The sequence below is a fragment of the Streptomyces sp. NBC_00258 genome, from assembly GCF_036182465.1.
GTDB lineage: Bacteria > Actinomycetota > Actinomycetes > Streptomycetales > Streptomycetaceae > Streptomyces.
This window is the reverse complement of the sequence record NZ_CP108081.1, coordinates 9,045,689-9,070,686: the sequence shown is the minus strand read 5'-3', so window position 1 is coordinate 9,070,686 and position 24,998 is coordinate 9,045,689. Positions and strand designations below refer to the sequence as shown.

General features: G+C 70.1%; 25 protein-coding genes and 1 pseudogene. 16 read left to right on the top strand and 10 right to left on the bottom strand.

Features of this window, described 5'->3' with window-relative positions; all coding sequences use genetic code 11:
- The first annotated feature begins 40 nt into the window (after positions 1 to 40).
- The 5 genes from OG718_RS40400 (at position 41) to OG718_RS40380 (ending at position 4,341) form a co-directional block, all read left to right on the top strand.
- Positions 41 to 556, top strand: coding sequence for a GNAT family N-acetyltransferase (locus tag OG718_RS40400; RefSeq protein WP_186001192.1), 516 nt, complete (start codon positions 41 to 43; stop codon positions 554 to 556).
- Between the two features lie 74 nt (positions 557 to 630).
- Positions 631 to 1,344 (top strand): DsbA family oxidoreductase, encoded by a 714-nt coding sequence (locus OG718_RS40395; RefSeq protein ID WP_143637150.1) that lies wholly within the window; start codon positions 631 to 633, stop codon positions 1,342 to 1,344.
- Positions 1,345 to 1,451: 107 nt separating this feature from the next.
- On the top strand, positions 1,452 to 2,501 hold the full coding sequence (locus OG718_RS40390; RefSeq protein WP_143637152.1) for an aminotransferase class V-fold PLP-dependent enzyme: 1,050 nt from the start codon (positions 1,452 to 1,454) through the stop codon (positions 2,499 to 2,501).
- Positions 2,502 to 2,555: 54 nt separating this feature from the next.
- Complete coding sequence (locus OG718_RS40385; protein ID WP_143637155.1) at positions 2,556 to 3,173, top strand: RNA polymerase sigma factor; 618 nt, start codon at positions 2,556 to 2,558, stop codon at positions 3,171 to 3,173.
- Positions 3,174 to 3,198: 25 nt separating this feature from the next.
- On the top strand, positions 3,199 to 4,341 hold the full coding sequence (locus OG718_RS40380) for a maleylpyruvate isomerase family mycothiol-dependent enzyme (RefSeq protein WP_143637158.1): 1,143 nt from the start codon (positions 3,199 to 3,201) through the stop codon (positions 4,339 to 4,341).
- A 49-nt stretch (positions 4,342 to 4,390) separates the two neighbouring features.
- Here OG718_RS40380 and OG718_RS40375 read toward each other — a convergent pair whose 3' ends face one another.
- The gene (locus OG718_RS40375) at positions 4,391 to 4,912 is read right to left on the bottom strand and encodes a MarR family winged helix-turn-helix transcriptional regulator (RefSeq protein ID WP_143637161.1); all 522 of its coding nucleotides are present in this window, start codon (positions 4,910 to 4,912) and stop codon (positions 4,391 to 4,393) included.
- Between the two features lie 191 nt (positions 4,913 to 5,103).
- Here OG718_RS40375 and OG718_RS40370 point away from each other — a divergent pair, with 191 nt between their 5' ends.
- Complete coding sequence (locus OG718_RS40370) at positions 5,104 to 6,165, top strand: alkene reductase (RefSeq protein WP_143637163.1); 1,062 nt, start codon at positions 5,104 to 5,106, stop codon at positions 6,163 to 6,165.
- A gap of 64 nt (positions 6,166 to 6,229) precedes the next feature.
- Here OG718_RS40370 and thpD read toward each other — a convergent pair whose 3' ends face one another.
- The 7 genes from thpD to OG718_RS40335 all read right to left on the bottom strand — a co-directional run bounded on the left by thpD (position 6,230) and on the right by OG718_RS40335 (position 12,682).
- On the bottom strand, positions 6,230 to 7,117 hold the full coding sequence (gene thpD / locus OG718_RS40365) for an ectoine hydroxylase (RefSeq protein ID WP_143637166.1): 888 nt from the start codon (positions 7,115 to 7,117) through the stop codon (positions 6,230 to 6,232).
- Positions 7,118 to 7,121: 4 nt separating this feature from the next.
- On the bottom strand, positions 7,122 to 7,526 hold the full coding sequence (locus OG718_RS40360) for an ectoine synthase (RefSeq protein WP_143637169.1): 405 nt from the start codon (positions 7,524 to 7,526) through the stop codon (positions 7,122 to 7,124).
- A gap of 62 nt (positions 7,527 to 7,588) precedes the next feature.
- Positions 7,589 to 8,860: a diaminobutyrate--2-oxoglutarate transaminase gene (ectB, locus tag OG718_RS40355; RefSeq protein WP_306940666.1), complete on the bottom strand. Its 1,272-nt coding sequence runs from the start codon at positions 8,858 to 8,860 to the stop codon at positions 7,589 to 7,591.
- 30 nt (positions 8,861 to 8,890) lie between these two features.
- A complete protein-coding gene (gene ectA / locus OG718_RS40350; protein ID WP_143637175.1) occupies positions 8,891 to 9,430 on the bottom strand; it encodes a diaminobutyrate acetyltransferase in 540 nt (179 codons plus the stop codon).
- Positions 9,431 to 9,787: 357 nt separating this feature from the next.
- Complete coding sequence (locus tag OG718_RS40345) at positions 9,788 to 10,330, bottom strand: DinB family protein (protein ID WP_143637178.1); 543 nt, start codon at positions 10,328 to 10,330, stop codon at positions 9,788 to 9,790.
- Between the two features lie 40 nt (positions 10,331 to 10,370).
- Positions 10,371 to 10,979 (bottom strand): DUF1349 domain-containing protein, encoded by a 609-nt coding sequence (locus OG718_RS40340; RefSeq protein ID WP_143637180.1) that lies wholly within the window; start codon positions 10,977 to 10,979, stop codon positions 10,371 to 10,373.
- Positions 10,980 to 11,152: 173 nt separating this feature from the next.
- On the bottom strand, positions 11,153 to 12,682 hold the full coding sequence (locus OG718_RS40335; RefSeq protein WP_143637183.1) for an aldehyde dehydrogenase (NADP(+)): 1,530 nt from the start codon (positions 12,680 to 12,682) through the stop codon (positions 11,153 to 11,155).
- 130 nt (positions 12,683 to 12,812) lie between these two features.
- Here OG718_RS40335 and OG718_RS40330 point away from each other — a divergent pair, with 130 nt between their 5' ends.
- The 6 genes from OG718_RS40330 to OG718_RS40305 all read left to right on the top strand — a co-directional run bounded on the left by OG718_RS40330 (position 12,813) and on the right by OG718_RS40305 (position 18,082).
- A complete protein-coding gene (locus OG718_RS40330) occupies positions 12,813 to 13,586 on the top strand; it encodes an IclR family transcriptional regulator (RefSeq protein ID WP_055616458.1) in 774 nt (257 codons plus the stop codon).
- A 10-nt stretch (positions 13,587 to 13,596) separates the two neighbouring features.
- A complete protein-coding gene (locus OG718_RS40325; RefSeq protein WP_328847914.1) occupies positions 13,597 to 14,070 on the top strand; it encodes a GNAT family N-acetyltransferase in 474 nt (157 codons plus the stop codon).
- Positions 14,071 to 14,287: 217 nt separating this feature from the next.
- Entirely contained in the window at positions 14,288 to 14,497 is a 210-nt protein-coding gene (locus tag OG718_RS40320; protein WP_186001172.1) for a hypothetical protein, read from the top strand.
- Positions 14,498 to 14,579: 82 nt separating this feature from the next.
- Positions 14,580 to 15,869, top strand: coding sequence for a sensor histidine kinase (locus OG718_RS40315; protein ID WP_328846522.1), 1,290 nt, complete (start codon positions 14,580 to 14,582; stop codon positions 15,867 to 15,869).
- Positions 15,866 to 16,522: a response regulator transcription factor gene (locus OG718_RS40310; protein WP_328846521.1), complete on the top strand. Its 657-nt coding sequence runs from the start codon at positions 15,866 to 15,868 to the stop codon at positions 16,520 to 16,522. The genes OG718_RS40315 and OG718_RS40310 overlap by 4 nt, the downstream gene beginning before the upstream one ends.
- Positions 16,523 to 16,630: 108 nt before the next feature.
- Complete coding sequence (locus tag OG718_RS40305; protein WP_143637195.1) at positions 16,631 to 18,082, top strand: peptidoglycan D,D-transpeptidase FtsI family protein; 1,452 nt, start codon at positions 16,631 to 16,633, stop codon at positions 18,080 to 18,082.
- Between the two features lie 131 nt (positions 18,083 to 18,213).
- Here the strand turns inward: OG718_RS40305 and OG718_RS40300 are convergent, their stop codons facing one another.
- The gene (locus tag OG718_RS40300; RefSeq protein WP_143637198.1) at positions 18,214 to 19,665 is read right to left on the bottom strand and encodes an NCS2 family permease; all 1,452 of its coding nucleotides are present in this window, start codon (positions 19,663 to 19,665) and stop codon (positions 18,214 to 18,216) included.
- 272 nt (positions 19,666 to 19,937) lie between these two features.
- Here OG718_RS40300 and OG718_RS40295 point away from each other — a divergent pair, with 272 nt between their 5' ends.
- From OG718_RS40295 to OG718_RS40280, 4 genes are all read left to right on the top strand, one after another.
- Positions 19,938 to 20,504 (top strand): SigE family RNA polymerase sigma factor, encoded by a 567-nt coding sequence (locus tag OG718_RS40295; RefSeq protein ID WP_143637201.1) that lies wholly within the window; start codon positions 19,938 to 19,940, stop codon positions 20,502 to 20,504.
- Positions 20,501 to 21,343 (top strand): hypothetical protein, encoded by an 843-nt coding sequence (locus OG718_RS40290; RefSeq protein WP_143637205.1) that lies wholly within the window; start codon positions 20,501 to 20,503, stop codon positions 21,341 to 21,343. The genes OG718_RS40295 and OG718_RS40290 overlap by 4 nt, the downstream gene beginning before the upstream one ends.
- An 88-nt stretch (positions 21,344 to 21,431) precedes the next feature.
- On the top strand, positions 21,432 to 22,268 hold the full coding sequence (locus OG718_RS40285) for a pectate lyase (protein ID WP_143637208.1): 837 nt from the start codon (positions 21,432 to 21,434) through the stop codon (positions 22,266 to 22,268).
- Positions 22,269 to 22,290: 22 nt separating this feature from the next.
- Positions 22,291 to 23,970, top strand: coding sequence for a rhamnogalacturonan lyase B N-terminal domain-containing protein (locus OG718_RS40280; protein WP_328846520.1), 1,680 nt, complete (start codon positions 22,291 to 22,293; stop codon positions 23,968 to 23,970).
- 32 nt (positions 23,971 to 24,002) lie between these two features.
- Here the strand turns inward: OG718_RS40280 and OG718_RS40275 are convergent.
- Positions 24,003 to 24,842: pseudogene (locus tag OG718_RS40275) on the bottom strand (right-handed parallel beta-helix repeat-containing protein); the annotation flags it as partial.
- Positions 24,843 to 24,998: the final 156 nt, after the last annotated feature.

The following is a 24,998-nucleotide window of genomic DNA, read 5'->3' as shown; positions in this document are numbered from 1 at the left end:
CGCGCCGGAGGCGACCCGCGTCCTTCGCGGCATGACCGGCATGATCAGAAACCGGGTGACCGGCCGCCGAGTGACCAGAACCGTGCTGTCCGTCGAGGCGGAGACCGTCGCCGACCTGCACTCCCGGGCACGGGCGACGTACTACCCGGACGGGGCGCCGCACGACGGGACCGACCGGGTCGCGGCCTGGCGGGGCGTCATCGAGCGGCCGGACGCACAGGTGCTGTGCACGGTCCACGAGGGCCGCATCGTGGCCGTCGCCTCGTTCCGCACCGCGGACGGCGCGCCCTCCGACACCGTGAAGCTGTTCCAGCTCCATGTCGACCCGGACCACTGGCGTACGGGCCTCGGGAGCGCGCTGCACGCCGAGTGCGTGGAGCAGTGGCGGGCCGACGGCAGGCGGATCGCGACGCTCGACGTGCACGTGGACAACGAGCGCGCCCGGGACTTCTACGCCCGCCGGGGCTGGGTGCCGGATCCGGAGAACCCGCCGGTCGCGGGCGGCCACCATCTCGTCCTGCGGTACGCGGTGGGCACGGCCTCCGCCCGGGAATGAACCTGGGCGATTGAACGTTCACGTACCGAGCGGAGGGTGCCTCCGTGTCCGTACGAGCCGAAAGAGCCGAAGACATGCGCGTCGAGATCTGGAGCGACATCGCCTGCCCGTGGTGCTACGTGGGCAAGGCCCGCTTCGAGAAGGCGCTCGACGCCTTCCCGCACCGCGACGACATCGAGGTGGTGCACCGCTCCTTCGAGCTCGACCCCGGGCGCGCCAGGACCGACATCCAGCCGGTGATCAAGATGCTCACCAAGAAGTACGGGATGAGCGAGGCGCAGGCGCAGGCCGGTGAGGAGAACCTCGGCACACAGGCCGCCGCCGAGGGTCTGGAGTACCGCACCCAAGGCCGCGACCACGGCAACACCTTCGACATGCACCGGCTGCTGCACCTCGCCAAGGAGCGGGGCCGGCAGGACGAGCTGATCCAGATCTTCTACAGGGCGAACTTCGCCGAGGAGCGGTCCGTCTTCGGCGACGACGAGCGGCTGGTGGAGCTGGCCGTCGCCGCCGGGCTCGACGCCGACGAGGCCCGCAAGGTGCTCGCCGACCCGTCCGCGTACGCGGACGAGGTCCGCGCCGACGAGCGCGAGGCGGCCGAGCTGGGCGCGAACGGCGTGCCGTTCTTCGTCCTCGACCGGAAGTACGGCGTCTCCGGCGCCCAGCCCGCCGAGGTCTTCGCGCAGGCCCTGGAGCAGGCGTGGGGCAGCCACTCGCCCCTCAAGCTGATCCAGCAGGACGACGCCGAGGCGTGCGGCCCCGACGGATGCGCGGTGCCGCAGAACTGACGGGGACGGCAAAAGCGCAGGTCGGGGCGGATCCATAAGCGCTGCTTGGTGAAACCACGTAGAAGTCGGCAATGGACGGGGAGATGCCCGGGCCGCAGAGTGGTCCCATGGAGACCTTCGAGACCCTCGTCCGAGCCGAGTTCGCCGCGAAGAACACCTATCTCAACACCGCCAGCACCGGGCTGCTGCCGGTCCGCGCGGTCGACGCCATGCGGGCCGGCGTCGAGTCCGTGGCGGCCGGGCAGCCGCAGGACATGTTCGCCGACGTGGAGGCGGCCCGCGCCTCCTTCGCCCGCCTGGCCGGCGTCCCGGACCGCCGTGTCGCGGCCGGGGCCTCCGTCGCCGTCTACAGCGGACTGATCGCCGCCTCGCTGCCGGAGGGCGCCGAAGTCCTCACCGCCGAGGCCGACTTCACCTCCGTGGTGAACCCCTTCCACGTGCGCAGCGACCTCAAGGTGCGCACCGTGCCGCTGGAGCGGATCGCCGAGTCGGTGCGCCCCGGCACCGCGCTCGTCGCGGTCAGCGCCGCACAGTCCGCGGACGGCCGGATCGTCGATCTGCCGGCGCTGCGCGAGGCCGCGCGCGAGCACGGGGCCCGTACGTACATCGACGCGTCCCAGGCCATCGGGTGGCTGCCGATCGAGGCGGGCGCGTACGACTATGTGTCCTCCGTCGCCTTCAAGTGGCTCGTCTGCCCGCGGGGCGTGGCTTTCCTGGTCGTTCCGGAGGACCTGGGAGGACTGAACCCGATCTTCGCGGGCTGGGTCGCGGGAGAGCACCCCTGGGACAGCTGCTACGGGCCGGTCGAGGAACTCGCCCACTCCGCACGGCGGTTCGACGAGAGCCCGAGCCTCTTCTCGTACGCAGGCGCCCGCCACTCGCTGGAGCTGATCGAGGAGTTGGGCGTGGACGCCGTGCACGCCCATGACCTCGCCCTCGCCGACCGCTTCCGCGCGGGCCTGGCCGGCCTGGGGCAGGAGCCGGTTCCGGCGCCGGGCTCTGCGATCGTCTCCGTGCCCGGACTCGGCAAGAGGCAGCCGGAGTTGAGCCGGGCGGGGATCGAAGTCTCGGACCGTGCGGGCAACTTGAGGGCCGCGTTCCACCTGTACAACACGGCCGCGGATGTCGACCGTCTGCTGGACGTCCTGTCGGGCTGATTGCGAGACCCACTGGCGCGGGCTCCACGGGGACGCTAGGAAGGGCGTCACGAGGTGGTGGTGCCGGTGGAGCCAACTCTCCACAAGTCCGAACGGCCGCCCGCGGATGCCGAGTTGCATCAGCGGCTGGTGTACGGCGACGAGTCCGCGCTGTCCGAGGCCTACGCGGCGTACGGCGGACTCGTGCGGCGGATCGCCGGGCGCGTCACGAACAGCCCGGCGGCCGCCGAGGACGTGGCGCAGGAGGTCTTCGCCCAGCTGTGGAGCAGGCCGTACGCGTTCGACGCGCGCCGGGGCTCGCTGCGCACCTGGCTGTCCGTGCTCGCGCACCGGCGGGCCGTGGACTGGGTGCGCAGCGAGGCCCGGCATCGCAAGGCCGCCGGGGCGGACGACTCCGCGCTGCACGCCATCCCCGACACCGGGCCCGGGCCCGACGAGGCGGTCGTCGACCGCGAGCGCTCGCTGCTGCTGCACTCCGCGCTGGCCGAACTCCCGCAGCCGCAGCGGGAGGTGGTCCATCTCGCCTACTTCGCGGGCCGCACCTACCGCCAGGCAGCCGTCGAGCTCGGCATCCCGGAGGGCACCGCCAAGACCCGCCTGCGGTCCGCGCTGCGCAAGTTGGCCGAGACTTTGGCCGAGCCGCCGGATCCGGCGTGGGAAAGGGGCGCATGATGGCGACAGGGGAAGGGGGCGTCCGGTGACCGACGACCACGACGGTGCGCCCGAGCTGCTGGCCGCCTGGGCCTTCGGTGCGCTGCAGCCCGCGGACGAGAAGGCGGTACCGGCGCATCTGGCCGACTGCGAGAGCTGCGCGGCGGAGGCGGAACGGCTCCGCGAGACCGTACGGCTGCTGGACGTGTCACCGGGGACGTCCACGGGCAGCGGATCGCCGGCCACGGCCGCGCGGAACGGTTCCGGCGCGGTCTCGCAGAACGGTTCGGCCGCCGGAGTGACGGACACCGAAAGCCCGGGCGGTTCCGCGGATGCGTCCGTCGGCGGCGGTCCGGCCGGAGCGGACGGTGTGCTCGCCCTCGCGCTGCGCTCCAGGCCCGCCCTGCCGCGGGTCGCCGCGCACGCGGCCCCTTACGCGGCCGCCGTCGCCGGACTGCGCGCACTGCTGCGGGAGGTGGACGGCCATGGCCCGTGGGGCACGCCCGTCGTGCACGACTGGGACGTCCGCGACACCGTCGGCCATCTGATCGCCGCCGACGAGCAACTGGCCGTACGTCTGGGCCTTCAGACCCACACACCGCCCTCACGGACCGCCGAGGACACACCGTGGGAGGAGGCCTGGAACACGCGGACCGCCGACGTCATCGCGTACGAGCGGACGCGCGACCCCGAAGAGACGGTGGCCGCCTGGTCCGCGCGGGCCGCCGCACTGCTGGCCACGCCCGAGGCCCGGGATCCCGAACGGGCCGCGCACGCGACGACGTTGATGGGTGTACGGCTGCCGGTCTCCGACCACTTCGTCGTGCGCGCCTTCGAGACGTGGATCCACACGGACGACATCGGCCGCGCGCTCGGTCTCGCCGTGCCGCCGCTCCCGGACGCCCATCTGTGGCGACTGGTCCGGCTCGCCGTACGCATCCTCGGCATGGCACTGGGGCCCACGGCACCGCCGGTGCTGTTCGCGGTGACCGGCGGCGAGAGCTCCACCGAGTGGGTGCTCGGCTCCGAGGACGAGGCTGTCCGGGGCGAACTCGTCCTGGACGCCGTGGACTTCTGCCTGCTCGTGGGCGGCCGGTACACACCCGAGGAGGTTCCGAGGGGCACGGCGGGCGACGAGGCCGTCGTACGCGACGTACTGGAGCGGGCTGCCGCCCTGTCCTGGCTGTAGCGCGGCTCCTACGGCCCGGGGAGCGCCCCCTGGCCCTATGAGCTACGAGCTACGACGAGCCCTGGGCCGGGCAGCCCCCCGTCTCCGTGCAGAGGTTCGCCTCGACCCGGGAGAGGAGAACGACGAGCTGGGTCCGCTCGGCCGCGCTCAGGCCCGCGAGGGTGTGCTCCTCGAGGTCGGCCCAGGCGTGTGTGACCTCGTCGAGCAGTCCACAGCTCTTGTCGGTCGCCTCGACGAGTACCGCGCGCCGGTCCTTCGGATCCGGGCTGCGCGTCACATGCCCGGACTGCTCAAGGCGCTGGAGCATCTTCGTGATCGTGGACGGATCGAGGTCGACCGCCTTGATGAGGTCCGACTGACGCACCGGGCCCCGGTCCCACAGGTGCATCATCACGAACTCCTGCCCGGGGTAGAGCCCGGCCCCGCGCAGCAGCTTGCCCGCGGCCGTGCGGTGCAGCCGGGCGACCCGTGAGATGGCGTGGCTGACCGGGCCGCCGCGCGCGGCGGAGGGCAGCTCGTCGATACAGGCGGGGTCGGCCTGCGGGGCCGCGGCCTCCTGGCTGGCACTCATCTCGACTCCCGGGTTCGTGCGGACGTGCTGTCCACCGTACGTCCCACCGCCTCGCCCGCCTTCTCGCGCCTGCGCCGGACCGTCTTCCGGCCTTCCTCCATCGAGATTACCTTGGCCGACCAAGGAATGGTTTAGGGTGGCTCACGGTTCAGATGATTGGCCGACCATGTAAATATTCTCCGGGAGCTGTTTTGACCACCGCATACGACCCGATCGACCTGTCCGGCACATCCCTCGCCAACCGGATCGCCATGGCGCCGATGACCCGCAGCAGGGCGGGCGAGGGCGGCGCCCCCACCGACCTCACCGTCGAGTACTACGCGCAGCGCGCCTCCGCGGGGCTGATCATCACCGAGGGCATCCAGCCGTCCGCGACCGGCCAGGGCTACCCGGACACCCCCGGCCTGCACAGCGCCGAGCAGATCGCCGCCTGGCGGAGGGTGACCGACGCCGTGCACGCCGCCGGCGGCCGGATCTTCGCGCAGCTCATGCACGCGGGGCGGATCGGCCACCCCAGCCTGCTGCCCGACGGACTCGTCAACGTCGGCGCGTCACCCGTACCGGCCCAGGGACAGGTCTACACGCACGAGGGCCCCCTCGACTTCGTCGCCCCGCGCGAGCTCACGGGCGACGAGGTCCGCGCCACCGTCGGCGAGTTCGTGACCGCCGCGCGGGGCGCCGTCGAGGCGGGCTTCGACGGGGTCGAACTGCACGGCGCCAACGGCTACCTGATCCATCAGTTCCTCGCCCCCGGCTCCAACCACCGCACCGACGAGTGGGGCGGCTCCGTCGAGAACCGCATACGGTTCGCCGTCGAGACCGTGAAGGCCGTCGCCGCCGAGATCGGTGCCGGGCGCACCGCCATCCGGCTCTCGCCCGGCAACCCGTACAACGACATCCAGGAGCCCGAGCCGGAGCCGACGTACACCGCGCTGGTGAACGAGCTGGAGCCGCTGGGCCTCGCGTATCTGCACGTCACCGAGGCGGTCGAGATGCGTGAGCTGACTCTCGAACTGCGCAAGCGGTTCAGCGGAGCCCTCGTCCTGAACCCGGCCACCGAGGGGCCGACCGGACCGGAGTCCCTGGCCCTCGTCGAGGACGGCGTCGCCGATCTCGTCGCGTACGGCCAGCTGTTCCTGGCCAACCCGGACCTGCCGGCCCGTCTGCGGACCGGCGGTCCGTTCAACGACCCCGACGGGGCCACGTTCTTCGGCGGGGACGCGAAGGGCTACACGGACTACCCGGCGCTGTAAGGCAGTTGGCCCGGTGTCCGTCTCGTACGAGACGGACACCGGGCCAATCACCCGTGGGCGTAGGTCACTTCACCGGGGTGAAGTCCCGCGCTCCGATGAAATCGGGCCGGCGTACCGGCGCCGAGAACGGCTCCACCGCCGCGTTCTCCACGCTGTTGAACACGATGAAGACGTTCGAGCGCGGGAACGGCGTGATGTTGTCGCCGGAGCCGTGCATGCAGTTGCAGTCGAACCAGGTCGCCGAGCCGGCCTTGCCCGTGAAGAGCTTGATGCCGTGCTTGGACGCGAACTTGGTGAGCGCCTCGTCGGAGGGCGTGCCCGCGTCCTGCATCTGCAGCGACTTCTTGTAGTTGTCCTTCGGCGTGGCTCCGGAACAGCCGAGGAACGTGTTGTGCGACCCCGGCATGATCATGAGGCCGCCGTTGGTGTCGAAGTTCTCGGTCAGCGCGATCGAGACGGACACCGTCCGCATGTTCGGCAGACCGTCCTCGGCGTGCCAGGTCTCGAAGTCGGAGTGCCAGTAGAAGCCGCTCGCACCGAAGCCGGGCTTGACGTTGATCCGCGACTGGTGGACGTACACGTCCGAGCCGAGGATCTGCCGGGCACGGCCGACCACGCGCTCGTCGCGTACCAGCTGGGCGAAGATCTCACTGATCTTGTGGACCTCGAAGACCGAGCGGATCTCCTGCGACTTCGGCTCCACGATCGAGCGCTCGTCGGCACGGATCGCCGGGTCCGTCACCAGGCGCTCCAGCTCCGCGTGGTAGAGCGCGACCTCGTCCTCGCCGATGATCTGGTCGACGGCGAGGAAACCGTCACGCTCGTACGACTGCAGGTCGGCCCCGGGGATCGGTCCCGGCGTGCCGGGCTCGCTCCACACGACCGGGTCCTGCCGGGGCACGGACACCTCGCTGGTGCCGCGGCTGGGATACAGGTCGGTGATGGTCGTCATCGGTTCAGACCTCCTCGGGCTCGGTCAGCAGGGGGTAGACGCCGTTCTCGTCATGGTCCTCCCGTCCGGTCACCGGCGGATTGAAGACACAGATGCAGCGGAAGTCCTCCTTGATCCGCATCGTGTGCCTCTCGTGCCCGTCGAGGAGGTACATGGTTCCCGGCGTGATCGTGTACTTCTCGCCGGTCTCGTCGTCGGTGAGTTCGGCCTCGCCCTCCACGCAGACGACGGCCTCGACGTGGTTCGCGTACCACATCGACGTCTCCGTACCCGCGTAGAGGATCGTCTCGTGCACGGAGAAGCCGACCCTCTCCTTGGCGAGGACGATGCGCTTGCTCTCCCAGGTACCCGACGCCGATTTCACGTGTCGGTCAGTGCCTTCGATCTCCTTGAACGAACGGACTATCACGGTGCTGCGAAGCCTCCTTCAGGCTGATGTGCGGCTGGTGCGGTTGGTGTTGCCGGTGTGGCTCAGGCCGTCTCGCGGACGGCGCGGGCGAGGGTGCGCAGGCCCTCGTCCAGCTCCTCGGGGGTGATGGTGAGCGCCGGGAGGAGTTTCACGACCTCGCTCTCCGGGCCCGACGTCTCGATGAGCAGGCCGAGTTCGAAGGCCCGCTTGGCGATCCGGCCCGCGCGCGCCTTGTCGTGGAACTCCATGCCCCAGACCAGGCCCCGGCCGCGGTACTCCTTGACGTCGGCGAGGTTCTCCTCGGTGATCGAGATGAACGCCTCCTCGACCTGCTCGCCACGGGTGCGGGTCTGCTTCTCCATGGCGGGACCGTCGGACCAGTACGCCTCCAGAGCGGCGGCGGCCGTCACGAACGCGGGGTTGTTGCCGCGGAAGGTGCCGTTGTGCTCGCCCGGCTCCCAGATGTCCAGCTCGGGCTTGAACAGGCAGAGGGACATGGGCAGTCCGTAGCCGCTGATGGACTTGGAGACGGTGACGATGTCGGGGGTGATGCCCGCCTCCTCGAAGGAGAAGAACGCCCCGGTCCGGCCGCAGCCCATCTGGATGTCGTCGACGATCAGCAGCATGTCCTGGCGCTCGCACAGCTCGGACAGAGCGCGCAGCCACTCGGGGCGTGCGACGTTGATGCCGCCCTCGCCCTGCACGGTCTCGACGATCACGGCAGCGGGCTTGTTGAGGCCGGAGCCCTGGTCCTCCAGGAGCCGCTCGAACCAGAGGAAGTCCTCGACCTTGCCCTCGAAGTAGTTGTCGAAGGGCATCGGCGTGCCGTGCACGAGCGGGATGCCGGCGCCGGCCCGCTTGAAGGCGTTGCCGGTCACGGCGAGCGAGCCGAGCGACATGCCGTGGAAGGCGTTGGTGAAGGAGACGATCGACTCCCGCCCCTTGACCTTCCGGGCCAGTTTCAGCGCGGACTCGACGGCGTTGGTGCCGGTCGGGCCCGGGAACATGACCTTGTACGGCAGGTCGCGGGGCCGCAGCACCAGGTTCTGGAAGGACTCCAGGAAGCCGCGCTTCGCGGTCGTCGACATGTCGAGACCGTGCGTGACGCCGTCGCGTTCCAGGTAGTCGATGAGGGCGCGTTTCAGTACGGGGTTGTTGTGGCCGTAGTTGAGTGATCCGGCGCCGGCGAAGAAGTCGAGGTACTCATGGCCGTCCTCGTCGAACATGCGGCTGCCCTGCGCGCGGTCGAAGACGGTGGGCCAGGCGCGGCAGTAGCTGCGCACCTCCGACTCCAGGGTCTCGAAGACGCTCAGGTCGGGCTGGGTGATGCTCACGGAGTTGCTCCTCAAGGCGTGGGGGGTTCGTCAGTGCGACAGGGGGCCGATGCGGTACAGCACCTCTGGGTCGTGCGGTCCGTCGGGGAAGTGCGCTGTGTCGAACAGGACCTCGCGCTCGACGGTCGCTCCGTGGCGTGCGGCATACGACGTGAACAGCCGCTCGGAGGCGGTGTTGCCCGGCGTGATGGTGGTCTCGACGGTGGTCAGCTCGTGTGTGCGGGCGATCCGCAGGGTCAGTCCGTCGAGGAGCGCGGCGGCGAGGCCGCGTCCGCGCTGTTCCGCGTCGACGGCCACCTGCCACACGAGAAGCGTTTGCGGGCGCTCGGGCCGGATGTAGCCGGTGACGAAGGCGACCGGCTCGCCGTCGGCCGTGCGCGCCACCGCGGAGGTGCCGGCGAAGTCACGGCACCACAGCAGGTAGCTGTAGGAGGAGTTCAGGTCGAGGTTCCCGGAGTCCTTGGCAATGCGCCAGAGCGCGGCTCCGTCCACCACGTGCGGACGGTCGATCCGCAGCCCTTCCGGCATTTCCAGGAATTCCGCTTGCAGGTCTGCTTGTGCGGCGGTCATGCGGATTGAATTTACCCAGCGAAAGTTCAAATTGCATCGCCGGATGGGGTTACGCCAAGGCGTCCGATGTGTTATCACGCGGGCGCGGACGCCGCGTACCACCGGCCGGAAGCCGCCACTTTATCCTGAAAATAATGGAGAAAACGGGCGTCCTGTGTGTTGCGTCACAGCCGTGTAATCACCACGAGATCTGCCCGAATTAAGAGGTTGGTGTTCGCGAAATCTTAGCGTTTAGGTTCGGAGAAAGCGGGCAGAAGAATACGGGGAGCTGCACTGAATAAGACCCCCGAAAAGTGCCGAGAAATAGCCCCCGGATAAATCGAACCGGAATTCCCCGATCCCCCACCGCCCCGCTGGTCAGGCGCCTGTGACCCCGTCGATCCGCTCCCTGACGATGTCCGCGTGACCGTTGTGCCGCGCGTATTCCTCGATCAGGTGGACAAGGATCCAGCGCAGACTGACCTCCAGCCCGGCCACCGGCCCCTCGACAATCCGGCCGAGGTCGTCGAGCGACCGTCCGGCGGACAGCTCCTGCCCGCGCCCGACCTCGCGGCGCCAGTCCGCCAGCGCGTCGTCGAGCCCGCGCTCCGGGTCGAGGGCGTATCCGCCGGCGCCGTCCTCGTACAGCGTCGGCACGTCGAGTCCCGCGAACACCGCCTGGAACCAGTTCCGCTCCACCTCGGCCAGGTGCTGCACCAGCCCGAGCAGCGTCAGCTCCGACGGCGCGGCGGACGCCAGCCGCACCTGGCCGTCGTCCAGCCCCGCACACTTCGACTCCAGGGTGGCCCGGTGGAACGCGAGCCGGCTCTCCAGCATGGGCCGCTCCGCTCCGGTCATGAGCGGGATGGGGCGGCCGTCCGGCAGGGTCTGGTACGTGTCGGTGGTCACGCTCGGCAGCATGGCACCGGGCGTCCGCCGTTACGACCCCGCCGGCCGAGGCTCAGGTGCCGTCTCTCAGGTCCGCCGGCCAGTCCGGGCGGTATTCGATGTGGTCGTAGGTGACCACGCAGCCCTCGCCCATCGGGGACTGGGTCATGAAGCCGATCAGGGCGGCGCCGGTCTCCTTCTCGTCGGCCAGGGTGAAGAGGCGGACGAAGGTCCAGCGCTTGCCGTCCCTCGACGCGTGGAAGGCGAAGGCGCGGCCTGTGCGGCTGATCCTCAGCCACACCGAACTGCCGTCCACCGCGAAGGAGTTGGCGTCGTCGGAGTGGCCCCGGGTGACGACCGTGCAGACGGTGGGCACGTCCGGCGAGTTCTCCAGGCAGAGCTTGGCCCAGGCCCGCTCACCCACGTGTACGTACAGCACGCCCGCGTCGAAGGCCCCGGCGAAACCGACCGTGACCCGGGCGATGAGCTGGAAGTCCCCCTCCGGCGACCCGAGCAGCCGGGGGGCGTCGGACGCGGGGTCCAGCCCCTCGTCGGTCGGCGGCACGAACCGGTCCTGCCGCGCCCCCGCCCACCCGGTGAGCACCCCGTCCTCGTACGACCAGTGCCCGTCGGGCCCGTACGTCCGGAGAGAAAAGGGAAGTTCGGGAAGTTCCAAGTCCATCCCCCGAGTCTGTCAGGTCCACCCCCACGCCCAGAAAGGGGCGCGGGGCCGTATCACCGCACGGCTGCGCCGCAGGGGGCGCCCCTCAACGGGCACGGGGAACTGCGCGATCAGCCACAGCGGGCCCGCAGCCGCGGAACGGCCACGGGCCCGACGGCGCACCCCGCGGAGCGCTACCGCTGCAGACGCCCGTCGTACCGCCGCGGCAGCCCCAACGGGTTGTCGTCACGGAGCTCCGCCGGCAGCAGCGCCTCCGGCGTGTTCTGGTACGCGACCGGCCGCAGCCACCGCTCGATCGCCGTACCGCCGACCGACGTGGACGTGGACGTGGTCGCCGGGTACGGCCCCCCATGGTGCTGGGCGGGCGCGACCGCGACGCCTGTCGGCCACGCGTTGACCAGGACGCGCCCCGCGAGCGGCGTCAGCTCGGCGAGGATCTCCGCACCGCGTCCCTCGCCGGCGGTCTCCTCCGTGGAGAGGTGGACGGTAGCGGTGAGGTTGCCGGGCAGCCGGGCGAGCACCGCGTTGGCCTCGGCCTCGTCCTCGTAGCGCGCGACGACGGTGACCGGCCCGAAGCACTCCTCGAGGAGCAGGTCGTACTCCCCCTCGCTCGCGAGCCGCTCGGCCGGAACCGTCAGGAAGCCGGGGCTCACCGTGTGCTCACTGCCCGCGCCCGGGGTCACCGGGGCGTCCACGTCGGCGAGTTCGGCCCGCTCGGCGACCCCCGCGACGAAGTTGTCACGCATGCGGTGGTCCAGGAGAACGCCCGCGTCCGTGTCGCTCACCGCGTCGGTGAGCGACTTGACCAGGCGGTCACCGGACGCGCCGGACGGCGCCAGCACCAGCCCGGGCTTCACGCAGAACTGGCCGACACCCAGCGTCATGGAGCCCGCCAGCCCCGTACCGATCGCCTCGGCGCGCTCGGCGGCCGCGGCCTCGGTGATGACGACGGGGTTCAGGGAACCCAGCTCGCCGTGGAAGGGGATCGGCGCGGGCCTGGCGGCCGCCGCGTCGAAGAGGGCACGTCCACCGCGTACCGAACCGGTGAATCCGGCGGCCGTGACCAGCGGGTGCTTGACCAGCTCGACACCCGCGTCGAAGCCGTGCACCAGACCGAGGACACCGTCCGGGATGTCGTGCTGGGCGGCGGCCCGGCGCAGGACGGACGCGACCAGCTCGGACAGGCCCGGGTGGTCGGGGTGTGCCTTGACGACGACCGGGCAGCCCGCGGCGAGCGCGCTCGCGGTGTCGCCGCCGGGCACGGAGAAGGCGAAGGGGAAGTTCGAGGCCGAGTAGACGGCGACGACGCCCAGCGGGACCTTGTATCGGCGCAGGTCCGGGATCGGCGGGGTCGCGGTGTCGTCGGGGTGGTTGATCACGACCCCGAGGAACTCGCCCTCGTCGACGATGTCCGCGAAGGCCCGCAGCTGGTAGCAGGTGCGGGCGAGCTCGCCGGTGAGCCGGACCGGGCCGAGCGCGGTCTCCGCGTCCGCGGCTTCGACCAGGTGGTCCTTGGCGCTTTCGAGCTGGTCGGCCGCGGAGCGCAGGAAGGCCGCGCGGACGGTGCGGTCGGCGAGTGCTCCCCGGGCGGCGTGGGCCGCGCGGACGGCCGCGTCCACCTCCTGGGCTGTGGCTTCCACCGCAACCTGCTCGCGCTGCTTCCCGGTTCGGGGGTCGACACTCCAGACTGGTGCTGCTGCCACCGCGGGTCCCTCCAGATGTAATGCCGCAGTACGTGTGCCACTCACCAGCGACGTTCGATATGCTGAACGCTGTCTCTGGTGGTGAATATGCTGTGGAGACTATTTCCCGGCCAACTAGGGGGTCAAGGCGATGTCGGCAGTCGAGACGGGCGGCGGGGCACAGGTCAAGTCCGCGGTGCGGACGGTTGAATTGCTCGAGTACTTCGCCGGACGCCCGGGCATGCACTCCCTGGCCGCCGTGCAGGAGGCAGTCGGGTACCCCAAGTCCAGTCTCTACATGCTGCTGCGCACGCTTGTCGAGCTCGGCTGGGTCGAGACGGACGCCACGGGCACGCGGTACGGCATCGGCGTACGGGCGCTGCTCGTCGGTACGTCGTACATCGACGGCGACGAGGTCGTGGCGGCCGCGCGGCCGACGCTGGACCGGCTCTCCGACGACACGACGGAGACGATCCACCTGGCGCGCCTCGACGGCACGAACGTCGTGTACCTCGCGACCCGCCAGTCCCAGCACTACCTCCGCCCCTTCACGCGCGTGGGCCGCCGGCTGCCGGCGCACTCCACCTCGCTCGGCAAGGCGCTCCTCGCCACGCACACCGACGAGCAGGTACGGAAGCTGCTCCCGGAGACGCTCCCCGCGCTGACCGAGCACACGATCACCGACCGGGAGAAGCTCATCGAGGAGCTGCACCAGGTGCGGGAGCAGGGGTTCGCGGTGGACCGCGAGGAGAACACGCTCGGGCTGCGCTGCTTCGGCGTCGCGATCCCCTACCGGACGCCCGCCCGGGACGCGATCAGCTGCTCGGTGCCGGTGGCGCGGCTGACGCCCGCTCACGAGCAGATGGTGAAGGACGCTCTGTTCGACGCGCGCGACCGACTGACACTCGCCACCCGGAGGCTCTGACATGTCCGAAGTGAAGGTCGTGCTCCGTGCGATCCACGACAGCGATCTGCCGGTGTTCTTCCGGCAGATGATGGATCCCGAGTCGGTGCGGATGGCCGCGTTCACCGCGAAGGACCCGACGGACCGGGACGCCTTCGACGCCCACTGGAAGCGGATCCGCAGCCTGTCCGACGTCGTCAACCGTACGGTCCTCGTGGACGGTGACGTGGTCGGCAACGCGGCGGTGTACGGCCCGCCGGACGAGCGCGAAGTCACGTACTGGATCGACCGGGCGTACTGGGGGCGGGGGATCGCCACGGGCGCGTTGCGGGCGCTGCTCGATGCCGTGCCCGAGCGTCCGTTGTTCGCTCGGGCGGCGGCGGACAACGCGGGGTCGTTGCGGGTGCTGGAGAAGTGCGGGTTTCGCGTCTCCGGGCGGGACAGGGGTTTCGCGAATGCGCGGGGCGAGGAGATCGACGAGGTTGTGCTGACGCTGGAGGGGTGAAGCCCCTCCGGGGTGCCGGTGGGGCGCCGATGGGGCTGCGGGTCGTTGCCGGGTGCGGGTTGTGTGCGGCGGGTCGCGCAGTTCCCCGCGCCCCTCAAGGGGCGGGATCCCTGCGGCCCCGCCTGCCTGAGCGGGCAGGACCCTCCCCCGTGCGGCGGAGATGGATCGTCGTTGCGCAGGACGTGGTCCGGTGGGGTGGGGCGGGAGCGTGGGTGGCATGACGCAGATGCTCTCCTCCGGTTCCGGCTCCTCCCGTCCCGGCTCATCCGCTTCCGCGCCCGCCTCCCCGGCGCCCCTCGGCCCGAGTCGTGTCCGGCGGGTGCTGTGCGCCGTCGCCGTCGTGGCCTGCCTGCCGTACATCGCGCTCAAAGCCACCTGGCTGGGCGGGAGTCGGCTCGGGATTTCGCCGGGCGGCCGACGACGCTGATGAACCTCACCTACGCTGGTCAGATGATCGTCGGCACCCTCGTGGCGGGCGTCGGTGCCTCCGTCCTGGCGAAGCGGTCGACGTGACCGCACTCGCCCGGACCCTGTTCGGGAGGCGGACGCGTCGCCGGTGGATCCATCTGATCCTCGGCGGCGCGCTCGCCATGCCGTACGTCTTCGTCGGCGAGCTGATCGTCGGCCCGTTCACGAACTCCGAGAACCTGTTCAGCTCGCTGCCCCACCAGCTTTTCGCCTTCGGTGCCGGGCTGCCGCTCGCCGCGATCACCGGGCTGTTCCCGCTGACCCGGCCGATGTCGGTGGCCGTGGTCCGGGCCCTGTGCGGGGTCGACGGCGACCGCCTCGCCGACGGGCCCGCGCGCACCCGCCAGGCGAAGGGACGTACGGCGGTGTGGTTCACGCTGCACCTGGGGTTCGGCGGAGTGATCGCCGGAATGTCCCTCGCGACGCCGCCCTTCGCGGTGGTGCTGATCGTGCTGCCGCTCTTCGTGGCGCTGCGCGACTCCCGGCTCGATCTGCCCGAAATCTTCGACCACACCTGGGCGTTGGCGCTCTCCCCGGTCGCGGGTGCGGCGATGCTGGCGGCCCTCGCCGGCTCCGCGGCGGGCGCGGGCGCGCTGCTGGCCCGCTGGGCGCCGGATCTGCTCGGGCCCACCCCCGAGGACCGGCTCGCCGCCGCCGAGGCCCACGCCGCCGACCTCGCCGTGCGCAACCGGCTGGCCCGCGAGCTGCACGACTCCGTCGGCCACGCGCTGAGCGCCGTCACGCTCCAGGCGAGCGCGGCCCGCCGGGTCCTGGACAGCGACCCGGAGTTCGTGCGCGAGGCGCTGGCCGCGATCGAGGACACCACCCGGCGCACGGTGGGCGAACTCGACGCCGTACTGGGCGTGTTGCGCGATGCCGACTCCCCCGGCGGCGCGCCGGGCGTCCCCGGCTCGGCCTCCACGCCCGCTCCCTCGCCCACGCTCGCCGCTGACCTCGACGGTCTGCTCCGCCGCACCCGTGCGGGCGGCCTCGGCGTGGCCGTCGCCATGGAGGCGGACCCCGAGGCGCTGCCCCCGCTCGTCTCCCGCGAGGCGTACCGCATCGTGCAGGAGGCGCTGAGCAACGCCCTCAAGCACGCCGGACCCGGGACGTCCGTGACGCTCCGGATCAGGGTGGTCCTCGACGGCAAGGAGCTGGCCATCACCGCCGAGAATCCCGCGCCGACGGCAGTGGTCCCCCGTCCCGGCGGCGGCCACGGGCTGCGCGGGATCGCCGACCGGGCCCGGCTCCTGGGCGGCACCGCGGAGTCCGGGCCGGTGGACGGGGTGTGGCGCCTGCACGTACGACTCCCTCTGGAAGGACCCGTATGACCATCCGGATCGTCCTCGCCGACGACGAGCGCATGGTGCGCACCGCGCTGCGCGCGATCCTGACGGCCGAGCCAGATCTGGAGGTCGTCGGCGAGGCGGCCACGGGTGCCGAAGCCGTGTCCGTCGTCCGCGGGCTGACGCCGGACGTCGTCCTCATGGACGTCCGTATGCCCGAGATCGACGGCATCCGCGCCACCGAGCAGATCCTGGCGACGCTCCCCGATCCCCCACGCGTCGTCGTGGTGACCACCTTCGAGAACGACGCGTACGTGTACGAGGCGCTGCGCGCCGGAGCGTCCGGTTTCCTCCTCAAGCGGACCGACGCCGACTCGCTGGTCCAGGCGGTTCGGCTGGTCGCGCACAGCGACAGCCTGCTGTTCCCCGCGGCGGTGCGTGCGCTCGCCACCGAGTACGGCCGGGCGAAGGCCGCACCGCCGGCCTGGGTGGCGAGGCTCACCGGCCGGGAGAGCGAGGTCCTGCGGCTGATGGCCGCCGGGCTCACCAACGCCGAGATCGCCGACCGCATCGGTGTCGGGCCCGCGACGGTGAAGACCCATGTGGCGGCCGTCCTGGCGAAGACGGCGACCCGGGACCGTACACAGGCGGTGATCGCGGCGTACGAGGCGGGCTTCATGAAGGACACGGCCTCGTGAGGGCGACGGCTGAGGGGCGCGGCCGAGGGGCCCGGTTTGATGAACGGCACATGAGAAATCCGGGCGGGCGGGAACGATCGGGCGCGTCCCGGTCGTCCTCCAAGCGGGATGAACAAAACGATCAGGCGCGCCTCCGTCTTCACCCTGCTGCTCGTCCTCGCCCTGCTTGTCCGGGCGACCTGGGTGCAGTTCTACGAAGGCCAGGCGCTCGCGGACAGCAAGGACAACCGACGGAACGCGATCGAGCAGTACGCGTACCCGCTCGGGAACATCATCGTGGCCGGCAACGCGATCACCGGTTCCGCGCAGACGAAGGGCGGCGACCTCAAGTACAAGCGCACGTACACCGACGGCAGCCTCTACGCGGCGGTCACGGGCTACAGCTCGCAGGTGTTCGGGGCGACGCAGCTGGAGGGCATCTACAAGGATCTGCTCGACGGCACGGACACCCGTCTGAAGGACCCCCTCGACACGATCACGGGCAAGCGCGCCGACCCGGGTGACGTGGTCACGACGATCGACCCGGACGTGCAGAAGGCGGCGTACGAGGCGCTCGGTGACAAGAAGGGCGCGGCCGTCGCGATCGACCCGAAGACCGGCAAGATCCTCGGCGTCGTGTCCACCCCGTCGTACGACCCCTCGGCGCTCAGTGCCGGCGACTCCGACGCCTGGACGAAGCTGACGAAGGACTCGGAGAAGCCGATGACGAACCGGGCGATGCGCCAGCCGCTGCCGCCGGGTTCGACGTTCAAGCTGGTCGTCGCGGCCGCCGCGCTGGAGGACGGCCTGTACTCCTCGGTGGACACGAAGACCGACAGCGAGAACCCGTACACACTGCCGGGCACGACCAGGGTCCTGGAGAACGAGAGCAAGTCCGCGCCCTGTGAGAACGCGACGATCCGTGTCGCCCTCCAGTACTCGTGCAACAACGTCTTCGCGAAGATGGCCGTCGACCTGGGCCAGGACAAGCTGAAGGCGATGGCCGAGAAGTTCGGCTTCAACGACAAGTCGCAGGACGTGCCCGTGCGGGCGTACGAGAGCGTGTATCCGTCGGACATGGAGAAGTCGTCCACGGCGCTGACGGGCATCGGGCAGTTCGACGTGACCGCGACGCCGTTGCAGATGGCCATGGTGTCGGCCGCCATCGCCAACGGCGGCAAGCTGGTCTCGCCGCACATGGTGTCGCAGATCAGTGACGCGGACGGCAACGTGCTGGAGAACTACGACGACTCGACGGACTCGAAGGAGATCGTCAGCTCGTCCACGGCCGAGCAGCTGCAGTCGGCGATGCAGACGGTCGTCGACGAGGGTACGGGGACGAACGCGCAGATCTCCGGGGCGACGGTGGGTGGCAAGACGGGTACGGCGCAGCACGGTGAGAACAACAGCAAGACGCCGTACGCGTGGTTCACGTCGTACGCGAAGGATGACTCCTCGGGCAAGGAGGTTGCCGTGGCCGTCCTGGTCGAGCAGTCGAATGCGGCTCGGTCGGAGGTCAGCGGTAATGGTTTGGCTGCGCCGGTCGCCAAGGCGATGATGCAGGCCGCGCTGAAGAACTGACGGTTCCGGTCGGTTGGTTGGCTGCCGGCCGGTGAGGGCTGGTCGCGCAGTTCCCCGCGCCCCTCAAAAGCCTGCGGTTCCCCGGGCCCGGCAAGGGTCGCGGGGAACCGCGCGTCTTTCAGGGGTGACCGTTACTTCACGCCCAAGATCTGTTCGATCGGGTCGATGGCGAAGTAGATGAGGAACAGCACCGACGTTCCCCACAGGAGCCAGTGGACCTCCTTCGCCTTGCCGAGGACCGTCTTGATCAGGACGTAGGCCAGGAAGCCCGCCCCGATGCCGTTGGTGATCGAGTAGGTGAAGGGCATCACGGCGATCGTCAGGAACGCCGGGATGGCGATCTCGTAGCGGTCCCAGTCGATGTGCTTGACCTGGGTCATCATCAGGAACCCGACCGCGACGAGAGCGGGGGCGGCCGCCTGGAGCGGGACGATGGTCAGCAGCGGGGTCATGAACAGGGCGAGGGCGAAGAGCCCGCCGGTGACCAGGTTCGCGAAGCCCGTGCGCGCGCCCTCGCCGACTCCCGCCGCCGACTCGATGTACGAGGTCGAGGAGGAGGCGGAGGCCGCGCCGCCCGCGACCGCCGCTGCGCCGTCGATGAGCAGGACGCGGCCGAGGTTGGGGACCTTGCCCTCCTCGTCCAGGAGCCCGGCCTCGGCGCTGATGCCGACGACGGTGCCCATGGTGTCGAAGAAGTCCGACAGGATCAGCGTGAAGACCAGCAGTACAACGGTGATCACGCTCGCCTCACCGAAGGCGCCGAACAGGCTGAAGTCGCCGAGCAGCCCGAAGTCCGGCGAGGCCACGATGTCGTCGGGGATCTTCGGTGTGGTCAGGCCCCAGCTCTTGATGTCAGCGATCTCGTTGATGATGATCGCGACGATCGTCATGGTCACGATGCTGATCAGGATCGCGCCCTTGACCTTGCGGGCGAGCAGCCCGATGGTCAGCAGCACACCGAGGCAGAAGACCAGGATGGGCCAGCCTGCCAGCGCGCCGGTGCCGCCCAGCTGCACCGGAACGGTCGTGTTCGCGACGTCCGGGATGCGGGTGACGAACCCGGCGTCGACGAAGCCGATGAAGGCGATGAACAGGCCGATGCCGACGCTGATCGCCTGCTTGAGCGGCTGCGGTATCGCGTGCATGACGGCCTCGCGCAGACCCGTCACCACCAGGACGCAGATCAGCAGGCCCTCAAGGACGATCAGGCCCATCGCGTCGTCCCAGCTCATCAGCGGGGCGATCTGGAAGGCGACGACGGCGTTGAGGCCGAGCCCGGCGGCGAGCGCGAGCGGCAGGTTGCCGCCGACGCCCATGATGATCGTCATCACGGCGGCCACCAGTGCGGTGGCGGTGACCAGCTGGACGGTGTCGAGCTGGTCGCCGAACTTGTCCTTGGCGCTGCCCAGGATGATGGGGTTCAGGACAAGGATGTAGGCCATCGTGAAGAACGTGGCGAAGCCGCCGCGTACCTCACGGGCGAAGGTGGAGCCCCTGGCGGAGATCTTGAAGTACCGGTCGACGCTGTTCGCCGGGGGTGGTCCGGCGCTCGGCCGGTCTCCCACCTTCTGAGTTTCGGACATGGCGGATGCTCCTCGTTACCTGCGTGATCAGTGTGCGGATGCTGGCTGGATTGTTCCCTCGTTGAACCGTTTTCAGGTTTTCCCCGTGTTACGGAATCGAGTTCGGCCCGCCATACGATGTTCGAAGCGCTGTACGAGCGCCTGATACTCTCTCGGATCTCGCCCCACAGGACACCGTTCCTTCACACCCGCAACGCAGGGGCCGTATACGCACGTACCCCGTGAGAGCCGTCAGGCGTACCGCGCAGGAATCGACAGGGAGAGGTTCGCCCGTGGGCACTGTCGTCGACGACGCCGCCTCCGTGGAGTTCCACGATTTCTTCGAGCGCCACTACGCGGAACTGGCGCGCCTGGCCCATCTGTTGACCGGCGAGTCGGACGCCGCCGACGATCTGGCGGCGGACGCGCTGCTCGCGCTGTGGCACCGCTGGGACCGGGTGCGCGCGGCGGACCACCCGGTGGCGTACGCGCGTGGCGTGGTCGCCAATCTGGCCAGGAGCCGGATCCGCAGTGCGGTGCGTGAGCGCAGACGGATCACGCTGTTCTGGTCGCAGCGCGAGGACAAGACCGAGAATCCCGACATACCGGGCATGGTCGATGTCCAGGGAGCCCTGCGCAGACTGCCGTTCCGCAAGCGGGCGTGCGTGGTTCTGCGGCATGCTTTCGACCTCTCGGAGAAGGACACCGCGCTCGCCCTCGGAATCTCGGTCGGTACGGTGAAGAGCCAGACGTCGAAGGGGATGGCGGAACTGCAGCGGTTGCTGGGGTCCCAGGAGGCCCCGCGGCGGATGCACGCGGCGGTACTGCGTGCCACCGGAGCCGAAGGGAGGGAACGATGAAGGACGTGCACGAGGAGCTGCGCGCCACGCTGCGGGACGCGGCCGAGGCGCATCAGCCCGACCGCGCGCACATCCTGGCCCGTGTCGAACGCGGCATGGCCGACACGGAGAGTGCCCGGCACCCCTCCCCCCGGTCGTCCCCGCTCGGCTGGTTCCGTGTCGTCGGCGCCACGGCTGCCGCCGCCGGTGTACTCGCGGTGGGCGGCTACGCGGTCGCGTCCGCGGTGAAGGACGACAAGGCGGCCGATCAGACGGTCGCGGTCTCGCCCACCCCCGATCCGTCGCCGGAAGCGACGAGCCGTGCTCCGATCCCGCCGGACCCGGCCAAGCCGTCGCCCCCGCCGGACAAACCGAACACGCCGAGCACGCCGACGTCGGAGCCGACGCGGTCCGCCCCGGTCGCTCCGCCCGCGAAGGCGGACAACGAGGACGGCCCGCTGTGGTCGGACGGCTCGGTCGACCCGCACAGCAACGAGTTCTGGGCGCAGAGCAATGTGACCCTGAAGACGAGCAAGCAACTCACCGCGCTCACCGTCGTGTTGAAGGTCAAGCAGACCGGCGGGGTCACCTCGACGGGTGCCTGGCGCTCGGCGCCCGAGGACGACTTCACGGTGACCGTCGACGAGAAGGACGGCTTCCTCGTCTACACGTGGGTGCTCAAGTCGGGCCGCACGGTGTGGCCGGGCGAGTGGGTGTTCGCGGGCCAGTACGACCACGACCGCGGCGGCCGCGACGCCGGCGACGACACATACGCGGTCGGCGCGCAGGCCGGGGACGAAAAGCTGGGCGTGGCGGGCGACTTCGGGCGCGACGCGTCGGACGACGACGGCGACTCGTAAAAAAGTTCCGACGGGCGGCAACCCCCGCCTTCCGGGTGGCGACCAGGAGACGCAAGGTCACTCTCCCCCCACCTGAAGGAATCGGGACATGACTTCACGCGTGGAACCGGAACGCCGTGCACGTCACCGTCGCAGGACCGGCCGGAGGCGTGCCGTCGTAGGCGGGCTCTCCGCGTTCGCCCTGACCGGAGCCGCCATCGTCACCAGCACGATGATGTCCTCGTCGGCGAGCGCCGCCACCACCTGGCCGACCGCCAACGGCAGCGAGGCCGTCTCCGCGACGATCCCCGTGTCGGGGACCCGGGACGGCGGAATGAAGCGCTACTACGGCAGCGGCGATCTGGCCGGTGACGGCCAGGAGGAGGGCCAGGACCCGATCTTCCGGCTCGCCGACGGCGCGACGCTGAAGAACGTCATCATCGGCAAGCCGGGCGCCGACGGCATCCACTGCCAGGGCAGCTGCAATCTGCAGAACGTGTGGTGGGAGGACGTCGGCGAGGACGCGGCCACCTTCCGGGGCGGCAACTCGGCCACCTACACCGTGTACGGCGGCGGCGCGAAGAAGGCCGCGGACAAGGTCTTCCAGCACAACGGCGGCGGCAAGCTCGTCGTCTCCAAGTTCGCCGCCCAGGACTTCAAGACCCTCTACCGCTCGTGCGGCAACTGCTCGACGCAGTACAAGCGCACCTCGATCTTCAACACCGTCGAGGTGACCGCGCCGGGTTCACGGCTGGTCGGCATCAACACCAACTACGGCGACACCGCGGCCCTGCGGGGCATCACGATCATCGGCGACAGCGGCAAGAAGATCGTGCCGTGCCAGAAGTACATCGGCAACAACACCGGTGCCGAGCCGCCGACGAACGGCTCGGGGCCCGACGGCACGCACTGCAACTACACCACCTCCGACCTCACCTACCAGTGACGTACGACCAGGAGCTCCGCACTTGAGCACGCACAAGAAGCACCTCACCCGTCGTCGGCTGCTCGCCTCGTCCGCCGTGGGCGTGGCCGGCACCGGCGCGGCGGTCGTGACCGGCACCGGGCTGCTCTCCCCGGCGTCGGCCGCGACGTTCGGCTACACGGACGACGGCTCCAACTACGTGATCGACACGGGCGCTTCGCTCGTCCTCAAGGTCTCCAAGTCGACCGGCGACCTCAACTCGCTGGTCTACAAGGGCAAGGAGTACGAGGGCTTCGAGGGCAAGCACTCGCATGTCGAGACGGGGCTCGGCGCGTCCACCGTCACCATCAAGCAGGTCGGCACGACGATCCTGGTGAAGGTCGCACGCGGATCGATCACCCAGTGGATCGCCGCCCGCAGCGGCCAGAACAACGTCTACCTGTGGACCGACAAGGCGGACTCGTCCTTCACGGCGACCCGGTTCATTGTTCGTATCAAGCCCGGCATCTTCCCCAACTCGGGTGCCGACGCCTGGACTTCGTCCGACACGACCATCGAGGCATCGGACGTCTTCTCCCGCTCGGACGGTACGACCCACTCCAAGCACTACTCGGGCAAGCGCGTCATGGACTACGAGCACATCGGCTTCACGACCGGTTCGGCCGCGCTGTGGCTGGTGCGTTCCAACCACGAGAAGGCCTCCGGCGGCCCGTTCTACCGCTCACTGTTGCGGCACACCAACTCCACCAGCGCGGCTCTGTACGAGATCCTGCACTACAACCAGTCGCAGACGGAGCCCGAGCGGTACGGGCTGCAGGGCCCGTACGTCCTGAGCTTCACCGACGGCGGCGCGCCCTCCTCCTCGCTGTCCCACGCCAACCTCGACACCTCCTGGGTGGACGGCCTGGGCATCACCGGCTGGGTGGGCAAGTCCGGGCGCGGCAAGGTGGCGGGCGTCGGCCTCAAGGGCATGGACGCGGACTACGCGTACACCGTGGGCTTCGCCAACTCCGCCGCCCAGTACTGGGCGAAGGCCGCCTCCGGCACGGGCGCCTTCTCGTGTCCTGGGATGCTTCCGGGCACGTACACGCTGACGGTCCACAAGGGCGAACTCGCCGTCCACACCCGGGAGGTGACGGTCACCGCGGGCGGCACGACGGCCCTCAACAGCATCACGATCAGCGGTGACCCGAGCACCGCGGGCACCATCTGGCGGCTCGGCGACTGGGACGGCACGCCCGGTGAGTTCAAGAACGCCGACCTGATGACGTACGCGCATCCGTCCGACGGCCGCGCCTCGAAGTGGACCGGCAACGTCACCATCGGCAGCGGCGGCGAGGCCGCGGCCTTCCCCTGCTACATCTGGAAGGACGTCAACGACGGCGTCCTCGTCTATTTCAAGCTGACGGCCGCGCAGGCAGCTGCCGCACACACCCTGCGCGTCGGGGTGACGACGGCCTACATCAACGGCCGCCCGCGCGTGACGGTCAACGACTGGGTGTCGGCGATTCCGGCAGCTCCGTCACAGCCCTCGACACGGTCCCTCACCACGGGCTCCTACCGGGGCAACAACCACACGTTCACGTACAACATCCCGGCGACCGCCTGGAAGTCGGACACCGGTCAGTACAACATCCTCAAGCTGAACGTGGTCAGCGGCTCGACGGGCTCGGCGTTCCTGAGTCCGGGCACGTCCTTCGACTGCATGGACCTGCTGTCCTGACCTCAGAGCCCGTCTCGCGCCCCGGGGACGTAGAACCCGGCGGAGCTGTTGCCGTGGGCCTCGTTGTCGTCGAGGACATGAGCGACCGAAGCACCCCCTCCGCCGAGTTCGAACCCGTGGCCGCCGCCCTCGAAGGCGCGGTCCTTCCAGCGGTTCTTCCCGTTCCCGTACGCCGACGAGTGCTCGACGGTGACCGGACTGGAGAACTGCCAGAGATCCAGGCCGTCGTCGGAGTTGTCGTAGAGACGGGCGCCGACGATCCTGTTGCCCGTGCCGGAGCCGAACTTCACGCCGATACCGTCCGCGTTCCGGCCGTGCCCCGCGGCGTCGTAGTTGCCGTAACTGCGCAGGTTCTGCACGAGGTTGTCCGTAGTGCCGTCCCCGCGCAGCGTGAACCCGGAGTCGCCGTTGTCCGCGGTGACCAGATTCCTGAAGACGCCTCCGACGGACGAGGTGGCGACGAATCCGAGGGCCGGCGAGTTCTGCCAGGTGATGTCCTCGACGGTCCAGTGGTCGCCGTCGATCCCGGCGAGCGAGGATCCGGCGGCCAGCTTCGCACCGTCGATCCGTACCTTCTCGCCGTCGTGCGCCCGGAGCGTGATCCGGGCCGAACTCGTGCCGTTCGCGGCCGACTTGAGGGTCCGCGTCGGGTAGTACGTGCCGCCGCGCACCTGGATGGTGGTGCCGGCCACGGCGTTCCCGACGGCGGACTCCAGCTGCGCCGCGGTCGACACGGTCACCGTCGTGCCGGCGGCGCTCGCCCCGTCGGGCGAGAGGCCGAGGTAGACGCCTCCCGCCCCGGAGGCGACGACCACCGCCGTGGCGACGGAGAGGGTGCCGGTCCTGCGGTGCCGTCCGGTGCCGAGACGCACGGGGACGATCCTTTCCTGGGGAACGGGGGGAGAGGCGGGGCCGGGGCCGCTTTCTTTTCTCGGCCCCGCCTCTGATCCCTGGTCGCCGCCTGCCCGGAAAAGGTTGCCGGGCCCGCGCGAAACGAATCGAAACTTTCGCTCGCCCCAGGTCCGCTT

What these genes read in the sequence shown, in the direction of transcription:
- OG718_RS40400 (WP_186001192.1), top strand. Translation starts at nt 41, where the DNA reads ATGATCAGAAACCGGGTGACCGGCCGCCGAGTGACCAGAACCGTGCTG.
- OG718_RS40395 (WP_143637150.1), top strand. Translation starts at nt 631, where the DNA reads ATGCGCGTCGAGATCTGGAGCGACATCGCCTGCCCGTGGTGCTACGTG.
- OG718_RS40390 (WP_143637152.1), top strand. Translation starts at nt 1,452, where the DNA reads ATGGAGACCTTCGAGACCCTCGTCCGAGCCGAGTTCGCCGCGAAGAAC.
- OG718_RS40375 (WP_143637161.1), bottom strand. Translation starts at nt 4,912, where the DNA reads ATGAGTGCCAGCCAGGAGGCCGCGGCCCCGCAGGCCGACCCCGCCTGT.
- thpD (WP_143637166.1), bottom strand. Translation starts at nt 7,117, where the DNA reads ATGACGACCATCACCGACCTGTATCCCAGCCGCGGCACCAGCGAGGTG.
- ectA (WP_143637175.1), bottom strand. Translation starts at nt 9,430, where the DNA reads ATGACCGCCGCACAAGCAGACCTGCAAGCGGAATTCCTGGAAATGCCG.
- OG718_RS40345 (WP_143637178.1), bottom strand. Translation starts at nt 10,330, where the DNA reads ATGCTGCCGAGCGTGACCACCGACACGTACCAGACCCTGCCGGACGGC.
- OG718_RS40340 (WP_143637180.1), bottom strand. Translation starts at nt 10,979, where the DNA reads ATGGACTTGGAACTTCCCGAACTTCCCTTTTCTCTCCGGACGTACGGG.
- OG718_RS40330 (WP_055616458.1), top strand. Translation starts at nt 12,813, where the DNA reads ATGTCGGCAGTCGAGACGGGCGGCGGGGCACAGGTCAAGTCCGCGGTG.
- OG718_RS40320 (WP_186001172.1), top strand. Translation starts at nt 14,288, where the DNA reads ATGACGCAGATGCTCTCCTCCGGTTCCGGCTCCTCCCGTCCCGGCTCA.
- OG718_RS40310 (WP_328846521.1), top strand. Translation starts at nt 15,866, where the DNA reads ATGACCATCCGGATCGTCCTCGCCGACGACGAGCGCATGGTGCGCACC.
- OG718_RS40305 (WP_143637195.1), top strand. Translation starts at nt 16,631, where the DNA reads ATGAACAAAACGATCAGGCGCGCCTCCGTCTTCACCCTGCTGCTCGTC.
- OG718_RS40300 (WP_143637198.1), bottom strand. Translation starts at nt 19,665, where the DNA reads ATGTCCGAAACTCAGAAGGTGGGAGACCGGCCGAGCGCCGGACCACCC.
- OG718_RS40290 (WP_143637205.1), top strand. Translation starts at nt 20,501, where the DNA reads ATGAAGGACGTGCACGAGGAGCTGCGCGCCACGCTGCGGGACGCGGCC.
- OG718_RS40285 (WP_143637208.1), top strand. Translation starts at nt 21,432, where the DNA reads ATGACTTCACGCGTGGAACCGGAACGCCGTGCACGTCACCGTCGCAGG.